The organism is Streptomyces huasconensis (genome assembly GCF_021028635.1).
GTDB lineage: Bacteria > Actinomycetota > Actinomycetes > Streptomycetales > Streptomycetaceae > Streptomyces > Streptomyces huasconensis.
On the sequence record NZ_CP086119.1, the window covers coordinates 1,088,301 to 1,106,574 of the forward strand.

At 69.8% G+C, this 18,274-nt stretch carries 16 protein-coding genes and 1 riboswitch; of the genes, 3 read left to right on the forward strand and 13 right to left on the reverse strand.

Features of this window, described 5'->3' with window-relative positions:
* Nucleotides 1-81 precede the first annotated feature (81 nt).
* Nucleotides 82-864, reverse strand: a complete 783-nt coding sequence (locus J2N69_RS04840) for a CPBP family intramembrane glutamic endopeptidase (RefSeq protein ID WP_230899634.1) — start codon at nucleotides 862-864, stop codon at nucleotides 82-84.
* A 244-nt stretch (nucleotides 865-1,108) separates the two neighbouring features.
* Nucleotides 1,109-2,641, reverse strand: coding sequence for a glutamate-cysteine ligase family protein (locus J2N69_RS04845; RefSeq protein WP_230899635.1), 1,533 nt, complete (start codon nucleotides 2,639-2,641; stop codon nucleotides 1,109-1,111).
* 487 nt (nucleotides 2,642-3,128) lie between these two features.
* On the opposite strand from J2N69_RS04845, the gene J2N69_RS04850 reads away from it, so the two are divergent.
* Together J2N69_RS04850 and J2N69_RS04855 are read left to right on the forward strand one after the other, a co-directional pair.
* On the forward strand, nucleotides 3,129-3,722 hold the full coding sequence (locus tag J2N69_RS04850; RefSeq protein WP_230899636.1) for a hypothetical protein: 594 nt from the start codon (nucleotides 3,129-3,131) through the stop codon (nucleotides 3,720-3,722).
* A 326-nt stretch (nucleotides 3,723-4,048) separates the two neighbouring features.
* Nucleotides 4,049-4,255 carry a DUF5999 family protein gene (locus tag J2N69_RS04855; RefSeq protein WP_330166797.1) on the forward strand — a complete coding sequence of 69 codons (207 nt, stop codon included), beginning with the start codon at nucleotides 4,049-4,051 and terminating at the stop codon, nucleotides 4,253-4,255.
* A gap of 131 nt (nucleotides 4,256-4,386) precedes the next feature.
* Here the strand turns inward: J2N69_RS04855 and gcvP are convergent, their stop codons facing one another.
* Nucleotides 4,387-7,275 (reverse strand): aminomethyl-transferring glycine dehydrogenase, encoded by a 2,889-nt coding sequence (gene gcvP / locus J2N69_RS04860; RefSeq protein ID WP_230899638.1) that lies wholly within the window; start codon nucleotides 7,273-7,275, stop codon nucleotides 4,387-4,389.
* Nucleotides 7,276-7,470: 195 nt separating this feature from the next.
* A riboswitch (glycine riboswitch) is annotated at nucleotides 7,471-7,569 on the reverse strand.
* A gap of 141 nt (nucleotides 7,570-7,710) precedes the next feature.
* On the opposite strand from gcvP, the gene J2N69_RS04865 reads away from it, so the two are divergent.
* Nucleotides 7,711-8,088, forward strand: a complete 378-nt coding sequence (locus tag J2N69_RS04865; protein ID WP_230899639.1) for a PRC-barrel domain-containing protein — start codon at nucleotides 7,711-7,713, stop codon at nucleotides 8,086-8,088.
* A gap of 42 nt (nucleotides 8,089-8,130) precedes the next feature.
* Here J2N69_RS04865 and J2N69_RS04870 read toward each other — a convergent pair whose 3' ends face one another.
* The 10 genes from J2N69_RS04870 to J2N69_RS04915 all read right to left on the reverse strand — a co-directional run bounded on the left by J2N69_RS04870 (nucleotide 8,131) and on the right by J2N69_RS04915 (nucleotide 18,198).
* Entirely contained in the window at nucleotides 8,131-9,585 is a 1,455-nt protein-coding gene (locus J2N69_RS04870) for a DNA polymerase IV (protein ID WP_230899640.1), read from the reverse strand.
* Between the two features lie 60 nt (nucleotides 9,586-9,645).
* Nucleotides 9,646-10,257 (reverse strand): MerR family transcriptional regulator, encoded by a 612-nt coding sequence (locus J2N69_RS04875; RefSeq protein ID WP_127912519.1) that lies wholly within the window; start codon nucleotides 10,255-10,257, stop codon nucleotides 9,646-9,648.
* 169 nt (nucleotides 10,258-10,426) lie between these two features.
* Nucleotides 10,427-10,900 carry a bifunctional nuclease family protein gene (locus J2N69_RS04880; RefSeq protein ID WP_067272821.1) on the reverse strand — a complete coding sequence of 158 codons (474 nt, stop codon included), beginning with the start codon at nucleotides 10,898-10,900 and terminating at the stop codon, nucleotides 10,427-10,429.
* Between the two features lie 87 nt (nucleotides 10,901-10,987).
* Nucleotides 10,988-11,731, reverse strand: a complete 744-nt coding sequence (ftsR, locus tag J2N69_RS04885; RefSeq protein ID WP_230899641.1) for a transcriptional regulator FtsR — start codon at nucleotides 11,729-11,731, stop codon at nucleotides 10,988-10,990.
* A gap of 47 nt (nucleotides 11,732-11,778) precedes the next feature.
* Nucleotides 11,779-12,747 carry an FHA domain-containing protein gene (locus J2N69_RS04890; RefSeq protein ID WP_230904583.1) on the reverse strand — a complete coding sequence of 323 codons (969 nt, stop codon included), beginning with the start codon at nucleotides 12,745-12,747 and terminating at the stop codon, nucleotides 11,779-11,781.
* Nucleotides 12,748-12,829: 82 nt separating this feature from the next.
* Entirely contained in the window at nucleotides 12,830-13,657 is an 828-nt protein-coding gene (locus J2N69_RS04895) for a DUF881 domain-containing protein (protein WP_230904584.1), read from the reverse strand.
* Between the two features lie 5 nt (nucleotides 13,658-13,662).
* Nucleotides 13,663-13,995, reverse strand: coding sequence for a small basic family protein (locus J2N69_RS04900; protein ID WP_030794354.1), 333 nt, complete (start codon nucleotides 13,993-13,995; stop codon nucleotides 13,663-13,665).
* On the reverse strand, nucleotides 13,992-14,891 hold the full coding sequence (locus J2N69_RS04905; RefSeq protein WP_230899642.1) for a DUF881 domain-containing protein: 900 nt from the start codon (nucleotides 14,889-14,891) through the stop codon (nucleotides 13,992-13,994). The genes J2N69_RS04900 and J2N69_RS04905 overlap by 4 nt, the downstream gene beginning before the upstream one ends.
* An 89-nt stretch (nucleotides 14,892-14,980) precedes the next feature.
* Nucleotides 14,981-17,476: a mannose-1-phosphate guanyltransferase gene (locus J2N69_RS04910; protein ID WP_230899643.1), complete on the reverse strand. Its 2,496-nt coding sequence runs from the start codon at nucleotides 17,474-17,476 to the stop codon at nucleotides 14,981-14,983.
* A gap of 113 nt (nucleotides 17,477-17,589) precedes the next feature.
* The gene (locus tag J2N69_RS04915; protein ID WP_230899644.1) at nucleotides 17,590-18,198 is read right to left on the reverse strand and encodes a CDP-alcohol phosphatidyltransferase family protein; all 609 of its coding nucleotides are present in this window, start codon (nucleotides 18,196-18,198) and stop codon (nucleotides 17,590-17,592) included.
* Nucleotides 18,199-18,274 lie beyond the last annotated feature (76 nt).

Below are 18,274 nucleotides of genomic sequence, written 5' to 3' on the forward strand. Positions count from 1 at the left end.
GCCGCCGCCCCCGTACGGCACGGTGGGGACGTACGAGAAACCACACGCGTACGTCCCCCCACAGCCGACCCGAAGCCCCCCTCAAGAGGGCGTGGGCAGCCACCCCACCTTCCCCGCGAGCAGCGCGTAGCCGACGAACGCCCCGACATCCAGCAGAGTGTGGGCCGCGACCAGCGGGCCCACCCGGCCCCACCTGCGGTAGAGCAGGACGAAGACCACTCCCATCGCCACGTTTCCGAGGAACCCGCCGATGCCCTGATACAGGTGGTAGGAGCCGCGCAGCACGGAACTGCCCACCAGCGCGGCCATCGGCGTCCACCCCAACTGCCCGCATCTGCGCAGCAGGTAGCCGACGACGATCACTTCCTCCAGGACCGCGTTCTGCGCCGCGGACAGCACGAGGACCGGGTACTTCCACCACACGTCCGGCAGCGCCTCCGGCACCACCGTGAGGTTGAAGCCGAACCCGCGGGCCGCGAGGTAGAAGGCGATGCCGAGGCTGCCGATGACCGCGGCGATCGCCGTGCCGCGCCCCAGGTCGGGCCACGCCCGCGTCCGGTCGAAGCCGAGCGTCCGCAGGCCCGCCCCCTCCCTCAGCAGGAGGTGCGCGACCAGGGCGACCGGCACCAGCGCACTGGCGATCCCGAACAACTGCCACGCCAGATCGAGCCACGGGCGCCCCGGTGCCGCCGACGCGTTCAACGTCGCCGCCTGGTCCTTCAGACCCCCCGGCCTGGTGACCGATCCGACAAAGCTGATCAGCGCGGACACCCCGCTCGCCCCGAGCGAGAGGGCCAGCACGAGCAACGTCTCGTCGCGCAGAATCCGCCGCGACCGCCCGCTTGCCGGACAAGAACCGTCCATCGGCCCCGGCTCCCCTTGCACTGACGCCTCCCGTTGAGTGATCCCGCCTGGCCCCCATCCTCGTACCACCCGCCTCAGGGGGCACCACCGCGATGGGAGGACGTCACAGCTTGCCCGATGAGCACGGGACACCCGCGCCCGGCCCCCGACCGCGCGCCTCCTGGGGACAACCGGGACTGAAGATCACCCTGGCCAGGCCCAGACCAGGCAGAGGCACAGCCTCAGGCCTAGCCCTTGCCCAGCCTCAGCGTGACACCCGCACCGCCGGTCGCAGATGCCCCACCGGCCACGTATGCACCGGCTCACCCTCGTGCATCAGCTCGCAGTACCGCTTGGTGGTCGCGGCCAGCGCCGCCTCCCTGGAGAGCCCGCTGTCCACGGCGCCGTGGTACGTCGCGGCCTGCCATGACGCGCCGTTGACCCGCCGCCGGCACCGCTCCTCGATCACCCCGAGGTACAGATCCCGGTCGGCGGGCTCCACACCCCACGCGTCGAGCCCGGCGGCCGCCAGCGGCAGCAGTTCATCGCGTACGAGATCGACGGCGGGCACCTCGACGGTGCCGCCCGTGCCGCCGAGCCTGCCGCGCCGCGGCCACCGCAGCCGGGCGTCGATGCCGTACCGGCACGCGACGTCGAAGTTGTCGCGGGCGGCCTCGAATGGCAGCCGGGTCCACACGGGCCGCGCCTCCTCCGCGAGGGCCCGCACGAGCCCGTAGTAGAAGGCCACGTTGGCGATGACGTCGGTGACGGTGGGGCCCGCGGGCAGCACGCGGTTCTCCACGCGCAGATGCGGGACGCCGTCGGCGATGTCGTACACCGGGCGGTTCCATCGGTACACGGTGCCGTTGTGCAGGACGAGTTCGGCGAGCTGCGGCACACCGCCCGCGTCGATGACGCCCAGCGGGTCCTCGGCCTCCATGAGGGGCAGCAGCGCCGGGAAGTAGCGCAGATTCTCCTCGAAGAGTTCCAGGGGCCCGGTGATCCACCGCTCCCCGAACCAGGTGCGGGGCCGCACCCCCTGGGCTTGGAGTTCGGGCGGCCGCGTGTCCGTGGACTGGAGGAACAGCGGGGGCCGCGACTCGCGCCACAGCTCGCGCCCGAAGAGGAACGGCGCGTTGGCGCCCACGGCGACCTGCGCCGCGGCGACAGCCTGCGCGGCGTTCCACACGTCGGCGAACCGGCCCGGGGTGACCTGGAGATGCAGTTGCACCGAGGTGCAGGCCGCTTCCGGCACGATCGAGGCGGACGTGCAGGTCAGCCGCTCGACTCCCTCGATGTCGAGGGCGAAGCGCTCCCCGCGCGCCGCCACGATCTGCTCGTTCAACAGGGCGTAGCGGTCGACGTCGGAGAGGTTGGCGGAGACCATGTCCTGTCTGTTCAGGGTCGGCAGAATGCCGATCATGACGATCCCCGCGTCGACCTCGCCGGCTTTTCTGTGGGCGTAGTTGAGGCCGGTGCGCACTTCTTCGGCGAGCCGGTCGAGAACGCGTCCACCGAGCCGGTGCGGGGCAATGTTCACTTCCAGATTGAACATTCCGAGTTCTGTCTGGAAATCCTGGCTCGCGATGCGCTCCAGAACCTGCGCATTCAACATTCTCGGCAGTCCGTCGGGCCCGGCGAGATTCAACTCGATCTCCATGCCCATCAGATTCCTGGGCCGGTCGAACCGCTCCTCCTCCAACAGCCGCCGCAGCCCCGTCAGACACGCCCGCAGCTTCTTTCGGTACTGGTGGCGATCGGACAGGTCGAACGCGCCCGCCACGACCTTCTCACCCATCGAAGCGTCCCTCCTCGGACAGGCAGCCAAGGGTCCGGCCGCTGTGTACGGGGGATGATGCCCCGCCAATGTGATCGATAACGCCCCGCGGCGACGCGCCGGGCAGTAGGCTCGGGGACAGTTGGCGAGAGGCACATTCACCGGGCATGCGGCACGGTGAGGATTCCGTCCCGCAGAACCCGGTGAAAAGCACCGGCGTGAATCGGCCGACCGCTCGCCTCGCGCAATACGAGGTCACGGATGCGGAGCCCGCCCGAAATCGGGATAAAGCCCTCAGAAGTATGACCCGATATCGCCTTGCCCGCAATATCGAGCACGTCTAGCCGAAACACCGCTCGAACACCTCTCATATAAACTGCGCAATCTAGGCAGAGAGTTGGCGCTCGCGGTCCCCCGGCCCCCGCCCCCTCTGACCCAGAGCCTGACAGCGACGTCACGCACCTGCCCCCGCTCCACTGTGCCTGTCGAATGAGAGAGGCGACCCACCATGCCGCTGCATGTCCTCCCGGCCCCCGCGCCCGCCCTGCGCAGCGTTCTCGCGGCACTCGGTTCCCCCACCGCCGTACGCGAGGCCCGGACCCCGGCCCTCCGTGCCGCCCAGGGTTCCGTCCGGCCCGAACTCCCGCTGCCCGTCCATGTGCTGGGCCGCGCCACGCCCGATGGCGCGTCGTCCACCCGCCTCGCCGGCTGGCGCTTCATGATCCGCGGCGGCGAGCGCACCCTCGCCGCGGCCGACACGATGCTCACGCCGGACGGCTGGGCCTTCTCGCACTTCTTCGAGGGCCCCTACATCGCCTCCACCGAACGGGCCCTGCGGCACGCCGAGGCCATGCCGATGCCCTGCCAGCCCCGGCTGCTCTCCGTGCCCGAGCTCTACATGCTGACGCTCTGGCTGCACGGCGACTGCACCGACGAGGGCACCGAAGCACCCCTCGCCGCCACCGACCTGCTGGTCCCCCTGGCCCCCGCCCCGCCCGGCATCGCGGCCCACCGCCCGCACCGCGTCGCCGAGTTGCTCCCCGTCCTCACCCACCGCCTGACACCCGCGTCGCCCGCGCCCCTGCTCGGCTCGCCCGCCTGACCCACCGCGCCCTCCGGTCACCCGTGCCCCGCCGCCGCCCGGCCGCGGGGCACGGCGCTGCGCCCTGGCGCACGCCCCCACCCAGGTGGACTAGCCCGGTCGGGCCACCCCGAACCACCCGAAGAGACGGGGAAGTTGAGCTGAACCGCCCGGGCGGGTGATACGTCATTAAGCAGTAAGAACCGAGGCTGCAAAATCCCTGCGGATTGACTCCCGTGGGGCAACACTGGGAACGGACCGACTACAAACGGGGGGCGGTTATGACCACCGCATCGAACCGCAGCACAGACGTCACCACCATCTCACCGCAGCGAAAGAACCCTTCCATGTGCCAGCACCAACCACCGTGCCCGACAGCCGACTCCACCGACCGGGAAGCCGCGCTCCTCATGGCGAGCCACCCGGAGCAGGGCTGGAGCCTGCTGTGCAACGGCGTCCTGCTCTTCGAGGACACCGGTGAGCTGCTGCCGGACGGCCAGATCATCGCCCCGCACCGACCGTTGGGCACCGACCACGTCATGACGGCCGCCTGACCGCCGCCGACACGGACGCACAAACGCACGCACGCCGCACCACCGCAGTACGGATCACACACGAGGGGCCGGCCCGGAGAGAACTCTCCGCACCGGCCCCGAGGCATGCCCGCGACCCACGGGCTCCGTCATCAGTCCTCGTACGCGTCCAGCGGCGGGCACGAGCAGACGAGGTTCCGGTCGCCGTACGCCTGGTCGATGCGGCGCACCGGCGGCCAGTACTTGTCCGCCGCGGCGACCCCGGCCGGGAAGACGGCCTCCTCACGGCTGTAGCCGTGCTCCCACTCACCGCCGAGCGCGGCCGCGGTGTGCGGCGCGTTCCGCAGCGGGTTGTCGTCGGCGGCCCACTCGCCCGAGCCGACCTTCTCGATCTCCCGCCGGATGGCGATCATCGCGTCGCAGAACCGGTCGATCTCGGCGAGGTCCTCGCTCTCGGTCGGCTCGATCATCAGCGTCCCCGCGACCGGGAACGACATGGTCGGCGCGTGGAAGCCGTAGTCGATGAGCCGCTTGGCGATGTCGTCGACGCTGACCCCGGTCGCCTTGCTGATCGGCCGCAGGTCGACGATGCACTCGTGCGCGACGAGCCCGGCGGGGCCGGTGTACAGCACCGGGTAGTGCGGCTCCAGGCGCTTGGCGATGTAGTTGGCGGAGAGCACCGCGACCTGGGTGGCACGCTTGAGCCCCTCGCCGCCCATCAGACGTACGTACGACCAGGAGATCGGCAGAATCCCGGCGGAGCCCCACGGCGCGGCGGAGATCGGGCCGACGCCGGTCTTCGGGCCCGCGGCGGGCTGGAGCGGGTGGTTGGGCAGGTACGGCGCGAGGTGCTCGCGCACGCCGACCGGGCCGACACCGGGACCGCCGCCGCCGTGCGGGATGCAGAAGGTCTTGTGCAGGTTCAGGTGCGAGACGTCGCCGCCGAAGTGCCCGGGCTTGGCGAGCCCCACCAGCGCGTTGAGGTTGGCGCCGTCCACATAGACCTGGCCGCCGGCCTCGTGCACCTCCGCGCAGATGTCGGCGACGTGCTCCTCGAACACACCGTGCGTCGAGGGGTACGTGATCATGAGCACCGCCAGCTCGTCGCGGTGCTTCTCGATCTTGGCGCGCAGGTCCTCGGCGTCGATCTCGCCGTCGTCGGCGGTCTTCACGACGACGACCTTCATGCCGGCCATGACGGCGCTCGCCGCGTTCGTGCCGTGCGCGGAGGACGGGATGAGGCAGACGGTGCGCTGGTCGTCGCCGTTGGCGCGGTGGTAGCCGCGTACGGCGAGGAGGCCGGCCAGCTCACCCTGCGACCCGGCGTTGGGCTGGAGGGAGACCTTGTCGTACCCGGTGACCTCCGCGAGCCGCTCCTCCAGCTCACGGATGAGCGTCAGATACCCCTGCGCCTGCTGGGCGGGGGCGAAGGGGTGCAGCTGCCCGAACTCGGGCCAGGTGACCGGCTCCATCTCGGTGGTCGCGTTGAGCTTCATCGTGCAGGAGCCCAGCGGGATCATGCCGCGGTCGAGCGCGTAGTCCCGGTCGGCGAGCCTGCGCAGGTAGCGCAGCATCGAGGTCTCGGAGCGGTACTGGTGGAAGACCGGGTGCGTGAGGTAGTCGTCCGTACGCAGCAGGTCCGCGGGCAGCGTGTCCGCGACCTCGGCGTCGAGCGCGTCGACGTCGGCCTCGACCCCGAAGGCGCCCCACACGGCGGTCAGCTGGCGGCGGGTGGTGGTCTCGTCACAGGCGAGCGAGACGTGGTCGGCGTCGACCCGGCGGATGTTGACGCCGTTCTCGCGGGCGGCGGAGACGATTCCGTCGGCCTTGCCGGGCACACGCACGGTCAGCGTGTCGAAGTACGCGCCGTGGACGACCTCGACGCCACCCGCCTTCAGGCCCGCGGCGAGCAGCGTCGCGTACCGGTGGGTGCGCCGCGCGATGGACTTCAGCCCGTCGGGGCCGTGGTAGACGGCGTACATCCCGGCCATGACGGCGAGCAGCACCTGAGCGGTGCAGATGTTGCTGGTGGCCTTTTCGCGGCGGATGTGCTGCTCACGGGTCTGCAGCGCGAGGCGGTACGCCTTGTTGCCGTCGGCGTCGACGGAGACGCCGACGAGCCGCCCGGGCAGGCTGCGCGCGAACTTCTCGCGCACCGCCATGTAACCGGCGTGCGGACCGCCGAAGCCCATCGGCACACCGAAGCGCTGCGTCGTACCGACGGCGATGTCCGCCCCCAGCTCGCCGGGCGAGGTGAGCAGCGTCAGCGCGAGCAGGTCGGCGGCGACCGTGACGACGGCACCCAGTTCGTGCGCCTCGTCGATCAGCGACTTGATGTCGCGTACGGCACCGGAGGCGCCGGGGTACTGCAGCAGGACGCCCACGACACCGCGCTCGGCGGCCTCGGCCGGAATACCGGTGCTCAGATCAGCGACGACGACCTCGACACCGGTCGGCTCGGCGCGGGTCCGGATGACGGCGATGGTCTGCGGCAGCGCGTCGGCGTCGACGAGGAAGACGCCGTCCTTGACCTTGCCCATGCGCCGCGACAGGGCCATGGCCTCGGCGGCGGCCGTGCCCTCGTCGAGCAGCGAGGCACCGGAGGTGGGCAGACCGGTCAGCTCGGCGACCATGGTCTGGAAGTTCAGGAGCGCTTCGAGGCGGCCCTGGGAGATCTCGGGCTGGTACGGCGTGTACGCGGTGTACCAGGCGGGGTTCTCCATGACGTTCCGCAGGATCACGGGCGGCGTGAAGGTGCCGTAGTACCCGAGCCCGATCATGGAGTCGAGCACCTGGTTCCGGTCGGCCAGCGAGCGCAGCTCGGCGAGCACCTCGGCCTCGGAGCGGGCGCCGGGCAGCTTCAGCGCCTCGGCGTTCTTGATCACATCCGGCACCGCGGCGGCCGTCAGCTCGTCGAGGGAGCCGTACCCGACCTGGGCGAGCATCTTCGCCCGCGCTTCCGCATCGGGCCCGATGTGCCGCTGCTCGAAGGGGATGCCCTGTTCGAGCTCGGAGAGCGGGATGCGATTGGTGGCAGTCATTGCGGAGGCCTCCTGGTCTGCGCGACCTACGAGGGGTACCACGGCGCGGGTACCCGGACGGCCTCCCCCTCTGTCATCTCAACCTGAGAGCTTCACCGGGGGACACCCGCGAAGGCGCCGTCCCGGCTTTCACCGTCGGTGAGGAAGGGGTTCGAACGTGCCCGCCCGTACGCCCGCCCTGCTTTCCAGAGTGACCTCGTCCGTGCGGTACGTGTGCCTGAGAGATTCCGGGGAGGATTTGCTCCTTCGGCGCCTCCGGAATCGTGACCCGGAGAGCTCTCCCGCACGGGGTCAGCAGCCAGCGCCAGCCTACCAGCGCGGACCTCAGCCGTTCCCTCGAGTGGCCGACTGCCCCGAAGTGCTCTTACGTAGTGAGTACGAGCGGACAAAGATGAGTGACGCCCACATCCGACCCCGCGATCAGCTGGAGGGCCCGTGCAGACCGACATCGATCCGCGCAATCTGATCGGCCGCAAGGCGTTCGACCGCAACGGGGCGAAGATCGGAACGATCGACGAGATCTATCTCGACGACGCCACCGGCGCGCCGGAGTGGGCGGCCATACGCACGGGCCTGTTCAGCCGCGACGCCTTCGTCCCCCTGGAGCCGAGCGAACTGGTCGACGACGGCACCCTGCGCATCCCGTTCGACCGCGACCTGATCAAGGACGCCCCGGACTTCGGCGTGGGCCGCCACCTCTCCCCCGCCCAGGAACTCCAGCTCTACCACCACTACGGCCTGGACACCACGCTCCCGCAGCGCCCGCCCCCGGACCACGACTTCGGCCACATCGCGGGCGCGGACCCGTCCTGACCCACGCCGGCGGCTCCTCCACCGGTCCCCGCCCGGCAGCCCTCACCCAGGGACGACCTCCTCACCCTCGACGCAGGACGGCGCTTCGACCACAGCGGGCAGCTCCCCCGCACGGCCCGGCCGCTCCACCAGTGGCAACGGCTCCGCCGGCTCCAGCAGCGGATCATCCGTACGGAACGTCCGCACCCGCCCCGGCTCGGACCCCGGCGTCTCGAAGCGCACCGTCACCCGCCCCAGCCCGCTGCCCTGCACCCACCCGTGCCCGTACTCGGCATGCCGCACATCGAGCCCGGCCGCCCAACGCCGCTCCACCGGCCCCACCGGCACCTCAGCACCCACCGCCTCCGGCTCCCCGGGCGACGCCCCTTCCGCCTCACCACCGTTGTCCGGCTCCGTCTGGACCTCACCGGACACCTCCGCGTCCGCCGCCGCCTGCGCGAAGAGGTCCTCCTGGGTGTAGTCGGCGAGTCCCGTGACGCCCACCCCCAGCAGCCGCACCCCTCCCGTGGTGTCCACGGACTCCAGCAGCCGCGCCGCGGCCTCCCGCACCACTCCGGGGTCGTCCGTGGGCCCCCGCAACGTCTCGGACCGCGTCAGCGTCGAGAAGTCGAACCGCCGCACCTTCAGCACGATGGTCCGCCCCGAGTGCCCCGCCGCCCGCAGCCGCTGCACACACCGGTCGGCGAGCCGGGCGACCTCCCCCCTGACCCGCAGCCGGTCATGGATGTCCACGTCATAGGTGTCCTCGACACTGACCGACTTGGTGTCCCGCTCCGCCACCACGGGCCGCTCGTCGCGCGCCAGCGCCATCGCGTACAACGACCCGCCGTGCGCCTTTCCGAGCAGCCGTACGAGTTCGTCCTCCCCGGCCTCGGCGATCTCCTCGACGGTGGTGATCCCGGCCCGCCGCAGATGGTCCCCGGTGGCAGGCCCGACCCCGGGCAGCGTCCGCACCGACATCGGCCCCAGCAGCGCCCGCTCCGTGCCCGGCGCTATGAGCCTGAGCCCGTCCGGCTTCGCCTCCTCGGAGGCGATCTTCGCCAGCATCTTGGACGCGGCGAGCCCCACGGACGCGGTCAGCCCGGTCACCGCCTTGATGTCCGCCCGCAACCGCTCCCCCACGGCCCTGGCCGACGCCTCGTCATCGGCGACGCCACCCGCCTCCAGATCCACGAAGGCCTCGTCCAGACTGAGCGGCTCCACCAGCGGCGACAGCTCCCGCAGCAGCCCCATGACCTGCTCGCTGATCTCGCGGTACAACCCGAAGCGCGGTACGAGATAGGCGGCGTTCGGCGCGAGACGGCGCGCCTGCCCCATCGGCATCGCCGAGTGCACACCGAACCGCCGCGCCTCATAGGAGGCCGTGGCCACGACACCCCGCGGCCCCAGACCGCCCACCACCACGGCCTTCCCCCGCAGGCTCGGCTTCGCGGCCTGCTCGGCGGACGCGTAGAAGGCATCCATGTCCAGATGCAGGATCGTCGGCGCGCTTCTCACATCTTTGATGCTGCCTTACGCCACTGACAACGCGCCGCCGACAGCGCCCCCGCCGACGGCTCAGACCGCCTTGTTGCGCCGCCTGGCCAGCTCATCGGCCGGGTTGTGGCCGACCAGCGTCTCACCGGTGTCGACCCGCTCCCCGTGCAGCTGGGAGAGCGCGGCCTCGACGTCCCGCCACACCACGCCCACGGCGATCCCGAAGACCCCCTGCCCACCCTGCAACAGCTCGTGGACCTCGCTGGGAGACGTGCACTCGTAGACCGTCGCGCCGTCGCTCATCAGCGTCATCCGCTCAAGGTCACGGAACCCGCGCTCCCGCAGGTGCTGGACCGTCGTACGGATGTTCTGCAGCGATACCCCGGTGTCGAGGAACCGCTTGACGACCTTCAGGACGACGACGTCCCGGAAGCTGTAGAGCCGCTGGGTACCGGAGCCACCGGCGGCGCGCACACTCGGCTCGACCAGGCCCGTGCGGGCCCAGTAGTCGAGCTGGCGATACGTGATGCCCGCGGCCGCGCACGCGGTCGGACCGCGATACCCGATCTGCTCGGAATGCTCGAACGTCGCGTCCCCGCTCCCCTGGACCACCACCGGCTTCGGAGAGTGATCGGCCGCGCTGTGAAACGGGTACGGACCACCCACCGCCGTACCGTCGCCGCTGCTTCTCACGCCGACCTCCGTCCTTGACCTGCCTTCTCGACGGTAGGCAGTCACCAGGGGCTCGTCAACGATCGCCACACTCGCCACGCCGAGTGATAATCACCCTGAGAGTGGTTTCGCGTGCCTCGACACGGGGAAAGGCTTGTCGAATGGCCCGAAACGGACCGCTGAGAGCGGTTCACTGGCTGTTGGTGCCGAAGTCCTCGGGCGAGATCTGGTCGAGGAACTCGCGGAACTTCTCCACCTCGTCCTCCTGCTCGTCCGGAATCGCGATCCCGGCGTCGTCGAGGACACCGTCGCTTCCGTAGATCGGCGTTCCCGTGCGCAGCGCCAGCGCTATGGCGTCGGACGGCCGCGCGCTCACCTCCACTCCGCTGGCGAAGACCAGCTCGGCGTAGAACACCCCTTCCCGCAGGTCGGTGATGCGCACTTCGGAGAGCTCCTGGCCCACCGCGTCCAGCACGTCCTTGAACAGGTCGTGGGTCAGCGGCCGTGCGGGTGCCATGCCCTGCTGCGCGAAGGCGATGGCAGTCGCCTCACCTGGTCCGATCCAGATGGGGAGGTACCGGTCGCCTCCCACTTCACGCAGGAGCACGATCGGCTGGTTGGAGGGCATTTCGACCCGGACACCTACGACGTCGAGCTCGTTCACACAGCAACCCTAGGACGTGGCTGGCAGGTTTGGGTAGTCGGGCACCCGCCGAGTACCAGCCGGGCCTCGGCCCGGGTGCCTGCCGGGTCAGGGCAGTCTGACCCCGAGAGCAGTCTGCACGAGGGCCGAATGCAGCTTCCCCGTGAGTGCCGCGAGCTCTTTGGTACGGGCCTCCGCGTGGGCCCTGGTCTGCGGATTGCGGTGCCGCCGCAGCGGCGCCACGACCTGGTCGACGAGACCGGCCTCCCGGTCGGCGGCGGCCTTCATGGCCCGCAGATGGCGTGGCTCGATACCGAACCGCCCCAGCTCGACGACGACCGAAGCGATCGTGACGGCCTCGGCGTCGTACCCGCCGTCCGGCAGGCGCGCCAGGAGCCCGTACGACTCCCACTCGTCGAGCTGCCGCTCGTCGATCTCCGCGACCGCCAGCAGCTCGTCGCGGCCCACACGGGCCGCAGTCGGCCGTTCGGCCTCTCCGTGGCCCTCGGTGCCGCCCGGGTCGCGCTGGCGCCCCAGGGAGGGCAGAGGGGGCTGCTCGCCCCGCTCCAGCGCCTCCAGGTGCTCGCGGATCACCTTGAGCGGCAGATAGTGGTCCCGCTGCATTCTCAGGACATGGCCGAGCCGCTCGACGTCCTCCGGACTGAACTTCCGGTAGCCGGACGGCGTGCGCTGCGGCTCGATCAGCCCCTCGGACTCCAGGAAACGGATCTTGGAGATCGTGACCTCGGGGAACTCGGCACGCAGCGTGTTCAGCACGGTGCCGATGCTCATCAGCCGACGGTCCGCGGCGGCGGTGCCGGTGCCGACACCGCCGCTCGATGTTTGAAGCATGGACCTTCCTGAGGGGGGTCCCCCCGGACGGGTCCGGGGGTGGTGGGTCAGATGCCGACGCTCCGCTGGCTCGCGTAGAAGACCAGCCGGTACTTACCGATCTGCACCTCGTCGCCGTTCGACAGCGCGACCGAGTCGATGCGCTCCCGGTTGACGTACGTGCCGTTGAGGCTGCCCACGTCGGCGACGGTGAAGGAACCGTCCTGAAGGCGACGGAACTCCACGTGACGACGCGACACCGTCACGTCGTCGAGGAAGATGTCGCTCTGCGGGTGACGCCCCGCCGTGGTCAGCTCCCCGTCGAGCAGGAAACGACTGCCCGAGTTCGGCCCGCGGCGCACCACGAGGAGCGCCGAGCCCAGCGGCAGCGCGTCGACGGCGGCCTGCGCCTCCGGGGAGAGCGCGGGAGACAGGGTCTGCCCCGTCGCCTCCGCGTCATAGGCCTCCAGGCCCGAGATGGAGATCGTCGACGTCGTCTCGGACGCGCGCTCCGGCGTCGCCCCGGCACGCAGCGGCGCGCCGCAGTTGGAGCAGAACCGGCTCGCCTCGCCGTTGCGGTTCCCGCACCTCGTACACACCAAGGCCATGGACGGGTCCTCCTGCCGCGGCTGCCCCGCGGGGGCGTTGGATGCGTACGGGCCGGGGGTGAATCCTCCGCCCGCGCCTGAGCTCGACGGTTCCCCGGAACCTATGCGGCCGGGACCGGCAGGGTCAACAGATGACACGCCCCGTCCGCCCGAAATGTCTCCACCTTGACCAGCCACCTGGTCCCGGAACATGGGGCGCTCGCCCCCCTGTCCCTCCGCGTCTCCATGACGCGGGGCACGGTGCCGGGCAGTGGCCGGATTGCCGCTGTCCTCACGTGCACTCTTGCCGAACAACTTCGCAAACAACTTCACGGGCGATTCCCCTTGACCGAAACAGACCCGCCCGTGGGGCAGGACGAACCCTGATTGCACACACCGGCATTCATCGGTGAACCAGACATCATCACAACGTCCGTATCCACCAAACAGTTTCCACCACGCACCACGCTTCCGGTGCGCCGACCCCCCGCAACCTCATGCCCTCGCCTGACGGCCCCCACGCGCCCGCCCCTCACCGCGAGGACGACCGAGCGTAGTCAGGCCGCTTCGCAGGTCGCAAGGCGTTCACGACGATCTTCTCCGAGCGGGTCACGGTCACCGTGGCCTGCTCCTTCTCCAGAGTCTGCACCACGCCTCCCGGGATGTTCAGCGCAGGTTCCAGATCCTGCGGCTTGCCGATCACCTTGAAGAGGTACGGTTCGCCGACCTTGCGGCCGTCCACCCGTACGCCACCGCCGCCGGCGTCCGACAGATGGGTGCCGGCCACCACGCGCACATCATTGATCTGGATCGCCTCGGCGCCGGCGGCGCGCAGTTCCTGAATGGCGTCGAGCAGCATGTCCGCCTCGATCGCCCCCTTCTTGTCCTCGATGGCGAGCGTGATGCCCGGCCCCTGGGCCGCCACCGTGCCCGCCAGGATGCCGAGTTGCCTCTCCCGCTCGACCGTCTGCTTGCGGGCCTCTTCGGCCTGGTCCGAACTGTTCTCCAGCCCGGTCCGCTGCTCCTCGAGGCTCCGCTTCTCCTCTTCAAGACGCTGCGTACGGTCATCCAGTTCATCGAGGATGCGTACAAGATCTTCTTGCCGCGCGCCGCGCAGCGCACTGCTGTCGTTGTTCGACCGCACCTGGATGGCCAGACCGAGGCCCAGCACGAACAGCAGCAGGGCGACGATCAGTTGAGGGCGGGTCACCCGCGGCGGCCACAGCCCCTTCGCCAGCCGCTGCCGACCGGTGAGCCGCTGCCCCCCGGAGGCGGGTGGCGCGGGCGCCTCGGGCTTGGCGGGAACCTCCGCGGGAAGTTCCCTGCGATGGCGGTGCTCGGGCCTCTCGTCAGCGCTCATCGGCGTCACGCCCTGAAGATGTGCCGACGGATCGCGGCGGCGTTGGAGAAGATCCGGATGCCGAGGACCACGACGACGCCCGTGGACAGCTGCGCCCCCACGCCCAACTTGTCGCCCAGGAACACGATCAGCGCGGCCACCACCACGTTCGACAGGAACGACACCACGAAGACCTTGTCGTCGAAGATGCCGTCGAGCATCGCGCGCAAGCCGCCGAACACGGCGTCGAGAGCCGCGACCACGGCGATGGGAAGGTACGGCTCGACCACCGCCGGAACCTCGGGCCGAACCAACAATCCGGCCACGACTCCCACGACGAGGCCCAGTACGGCGATCACGATGTGCCCTTTCCTGCTTTCGGCTCTGCTGTACGTACGGTCACACTCGGCGCTGCGGGCAGCCGGAGTTCGTCCGACACGGAGATGCTGGTCCGGATGCCGAAGTTCTCCTGCAGAGCATGCAGGTACTGACCGTCGGCGCTGTTCTGGAACCGTGTGCTCAAGCGTTGCCCCGCCCCCACCGCGAGCACCGTATACGGCGGAACCAGCGGCCTGTTGTCGACCAGTATCGCGTCACCCGCGGCCCTGATCGCCGACAGCGCGGTGAGCCGCTGGTCGTTGATGGAGATCGCCTCTGCCCCCGACTGCCACAGGCCGTTGACGACGCGCTGCATGTCCCGGTCGCGCACCCGCCCGGTGTCGGAGAACCCGTTGCTCTCGCGCGGCCCACCACCACCCTGGGAGGCCTGCTTCTTGTCGTCCACGACGAGCTTCACCCCGGGCCCCTGCACTTCGGTGGCACCGGAGAGGAGACCGAGCAACTCGCCCTTGCTGCCGCCGTGCTTCTTCAGCGCGGCCTGCTGCCGCTGGCCCACGTCGTCGCGGAGTTCGTCCACGTCGTCCTCGAGGTCGTCGGCCCCGGCCGTCGCCGCCTCGACGCGGTCGATCAGCTCCTCGCGCTCCTTGGCGAGCACCGGCGCCGCCACCCGGGCCTGCGCGGCTCCCACGGTGACGACGAGCGCGGCGAGCACGAGGCCCGCCGCCAGCCCGAGTTTGGCCCGCAACGGGCGCGGGAGACCGGTGTCCCCCCTGGCCTTCTTCCTGGCGGCCGCCTCGGCGTAGCCCTCGTCCAGGCTGTGGTCCATGACCGTGGTGAGCAGCGACATGGACGCGTCCGGACGCCTGGGGCGGGAAGGGGTGCTCCGAACGGGGGGCTGCTGCGGCATGCCGCACATCGTCGCACGTCGCGGCCGCTACCTCCGAATGGCCCCACCGGCGTGCCGGGCGGCACCCGTTGTGGGTGCCGCCCGGCAGCCGGTCATGATCAGCGACCCGCGCTGTCCACCACGGCGGCCCACTCGTCGAGCAACGCCTGGGCGGACGCGTCGTCGGGTCCCTCGGCCCACAGATGGGTGACGGCCTCCGCCGGGTCGGGCAGCACCAGCACCCAACGTCCGTCGGCCTCCACGACCCGCACACCGTCGGTGGTGTCCACGGACCGGTCCCCGGCCTCCTCCACCACACGCCGCATCACGAGCCCCTTGACGGCCCACGGCGTCGCGAGGTCACGCCGCTGCACATGGGCCCGCGGGATGCGCGCGTCGATCTGGCTCAGGGTGAGCTGGGTACGCGCCACCAGCCCGATGAGCCGCACGAACGCGGCAGTGCCGTCGAACACACTGCTGAACTCCGGCACGATGAAACCACCGCGGCCGTCGCCACCGAAGATCGTCGACTCCCCGCGCCCGACCCGCGTCAGATCGTCGGGCGAGGTGGTCGTCCAGTCCACCTGTGTGCCGTGGTACGCCGCCACCTGCTCGGCGATACGCGTCGTGGTCACCGGCAGCGCCACCCGCCCGCTGCGCCGCTCGGCGGCCACCAGGTCGAGCATGACCAGCAGGGCCCGGTCGTCCTCGACGATCCGTCCCTTCTCGTCCACGAGCGACAGCCGCTCACCCACCGGGTCGAATCGCACACCGAAGGCCGCTCGCGCCGACGCCACGATCTCCCCGAGCCGCACCAGGCCGGCCCTGCGGGCGTCGGCGGTCTCGGTGGGCCGTGACTCGTCGAGGCCGGGATTGATCGTCAGCGCGTCCACGCCAAGCTTTCCGAGCAGGCTGGGCAGCACCAGTCCGGCACTTCCGTTGGACGCGTCGACGACGACCTTCAGCCCCGACTCGGCGATCCCGGAGGTGTCGACGTTCCGCAGCAGCGACCCGGTGTAGGAGTCGAAGACGCTGGACGGGAAGTGCAGATCCCCGATCTCGCCGGGGAAGGCCCGCCGGTACTCCTGACGCGCGTATACGCGGTCGAGCTTCCGCTGGCTTCCCTGCGAGAGGTCGGCGCCCTCCCCGTCGAAGAACATGATGTCGACGGAGTCCGGCACCCCGGGCGTCGTCCGGATCATGATTCCGCCGGCACTGCCTCGCGCGGTCTGCTGCCGCGCGACCGGCAGCGGCACGTTCTCCAGATCGCGTACGTCGATGGCACTGGCCTGCAGCGCCGAGATCACGGCCCGCTTGAGCGCCCGGGCGCCTCGCGAGTGGTCACGCGCGGTGGTGACGGTCGAGCCCTTCTTCAGGGTCGTCGCGTACGCCCCCGCGAGACGCACGGCGAGTTCCGGCGTGATCTCCACGTTGAGGATGCCGGACACCCCACGCGCCCCGAACAGGTGCGCCTGGCCGCGTGATTCCCAGATGACGGACGTATTGACGAACGCGCCGGCCTCGATCGTCTTGAACGGATAGACCCGTACGTTGCCCTGGATGATCGATTCTTCACCGACGAGGCACTCGTCGCCGATGACGGCACCGTCCTCGATGCGGGCGGCCCGCATGATGTCGGTGTTCTTTCCGACGACACAGCCGCGGAGGTTGCTGTGCTGTCCGATGTAGACGTTGTCGTGCACGACGGCCTTGTGCAGGAAGGCGCCGTCCTTCACGACGACGTTCGAGCCCACCACGGTGTGCTCACGGATCTCGACGTTCGCCTCGATCTTGGCGTAGTCCCCGATGTACAGGGGGCCGCGCAGCACCGCGTCGGGGTGCACCTCGGCGCCCTCGGCGACCCACACACCGGGAGAGATCTCGAAGCCGTCCAGCTCGACGTCGACCTTGCCCTCCAGGACGTCGGCCTGGGCTTTGCCGTAGCTCTCGTGCGTACCGACGTCCTCCCAGTAGCCCTCGGCGACGAAGCCGTAGATGGGCTTGCCTTCCTTCATCAGCTGCGGGAACACGTCACCGGACCAGTCGACCGGCACATCGGCCTCGACGTAGTCGAACACCTCGGGCTCCATCACGTAGATGCCCGTGTTCACCGTGTCGGAGAAGACCTGCCCCCAGGTCGGCTTCTCGAGGAAGCGCTCGACCTTGCCTTCCTCGTCCACGATGGTGATGCCGAATTCCAGCGGGTTGGGCACACGCGTCAGGCAGACGGTGACGAGCGCGCCCTTTTCCTTGTGGAAGTTAATCAGCTCGGTGAGGTCGAAGTCGGTCAGCGCGTCACCGGAGATCACGAGGAAGGCGTCGTCCTTCAGCGCTTCCTCGGCGTTCTTCACGCTGCCGGCGGTGCCGAGCGGCTTCTCCTCGTTGGCATAGGTGAGCTCCATCCCGAGCTCTTCGCCGTCGCCGAAGTAGTTCTTGACGAGCGAGGCCAAGAACTGCACTGTTACCACGGTCTCGGTCAGACCATGCCTCTTCAGCAGGCGAAGCACATGCTCCATGATCGGCCGGTTGGCCACAGGCAGGAGCGGCTTGGGCATGCTCGAGGTCATGGGGCGAAGGCGGGTACCCTCACCGCCGGCCATTACGACGGCCTTCATGTCGGAAACGTCCTCCTCATAGACGACGATCTAGCCGACTCAGCCCGCCAAACAGGGCCCGCATATGTCAAACACGGGCCTTCGCGCCTCTACGGGTCACCTAATTGGCAGGCTCAATCGGCCCTACTGTCCGCTTTCACGAGTCGGCGGACCTGGATCACATACAGGATGCCTGCCCACCAATACAGACTTGTACCCCATCCGGCGAACGCCCATCCGAAAATAGCAGCAAGAGAAGCGATCCAGCCGTGTCCGTCGCTCAGGAGCAGTAGTGGAAAGGCGTACATCAGGTTGAAGGTGGCGGCCTTGCCGAGGAAGTTCACCTGCGGCGGGGGATAGCCGTGGCGCCTGAGGACCCAGACCATCACCAGAAGGACCAGCTCCCGCAGCAGGAGCACGCCGGTCAGCCAGAGCGGAAGAATCTCCCGCCACGTCAGTCCGAGCAACGTCGAGAGGATATACAGCCGGTCCGCCGCGGGATCAAGGAGCCGACCGAGGTTGCTGATCTGGTTCCAGCGGCGCGCGAGCTTGCCGTCGAGGTAGTCGCTGACACCGCTGAGCGCCAGCACCAGCAGCGCCCATCCGTCGCTGTTGGGTCCTCCGAACTCAGGCCTGAGGATCAGCCACAGGAAGAGGGGCACGCCGGCGAGGCGGGCCATGCTGAGGATGTTCGGGATGGTGAGGACGCGGTCCGTCTGGACCCGCGTCTCCTGGACCTCCACCCGGGGGCCTCCTGTGGGAAAAGAACCGATGATGCCCCCTGACCTTACCCTCAGCTGACAGTCGGCGGTGCGGAGG

Coding starts and splice junctions, on each gene's coding strand:
- ftsR (WP_230899641.1), bottom strand. CDS start 11,731: ATGCTTCAAACATCGAGCGGCGGTGTCGGCACCGGCACCGCCGCCGCG.
- J2N69_RS04910 (WP_230899643.1), bottom strand. CDS start 17,476: ATGAAGGCCGTCGTAATGGCCGGCGGTGAGGGTACCCGCCTTCGCCCC.
- J2N69_RS04895 (WP_230904584.1), bottom strand. CDS start 13,657: ATGAGCGCTGACGAGAGGCCCGAGCACCGCCATCGCAGGGAACTTCCC.
- J2N69_RS04845 (WP_230899635.1), bottom strand. CDS start 2,641: ATGGGTGAGAAGGTCGTGGCGGGCGCGTTCGACCTGTCCGATCGCCAC.
- gcvP (WP_230899638.1), bottom strand. CDS start 7,275: ATGACTGCCACCAATCGCATCCCGCTCTCCGAGCTCGAACAGGGCATC.
- J2N69_RS04905 (WP_230899642.1), bottom strand. CDS start 14,891: ATGTGCGGCATGCCGCAGCAGCCCCCCGTTCGGAGCACCCCTTCCCGC.
- J2N69_RS04850 (WP_230899636.1), top strand. CDS start 3,129: ATGCCGCTGCATGTCCTCCCGGCCCCCGCGCCCGCCCTGCGCAGCGTT.
- J2N69_RS04855 (WP_330166797.1), top strand. CDS start 4,049: ATGTGCCAGCACCAACCACCGTGCCCGACAGCCGACTCCACCGACCGG.
- J2N69_RS04840 (WP_230899634.1), bottom strand. CDS start 864: ATGGACGGTTCTTGTCCGGCAAGCGGGCGGTCGCGGCGGATTCTGCGC.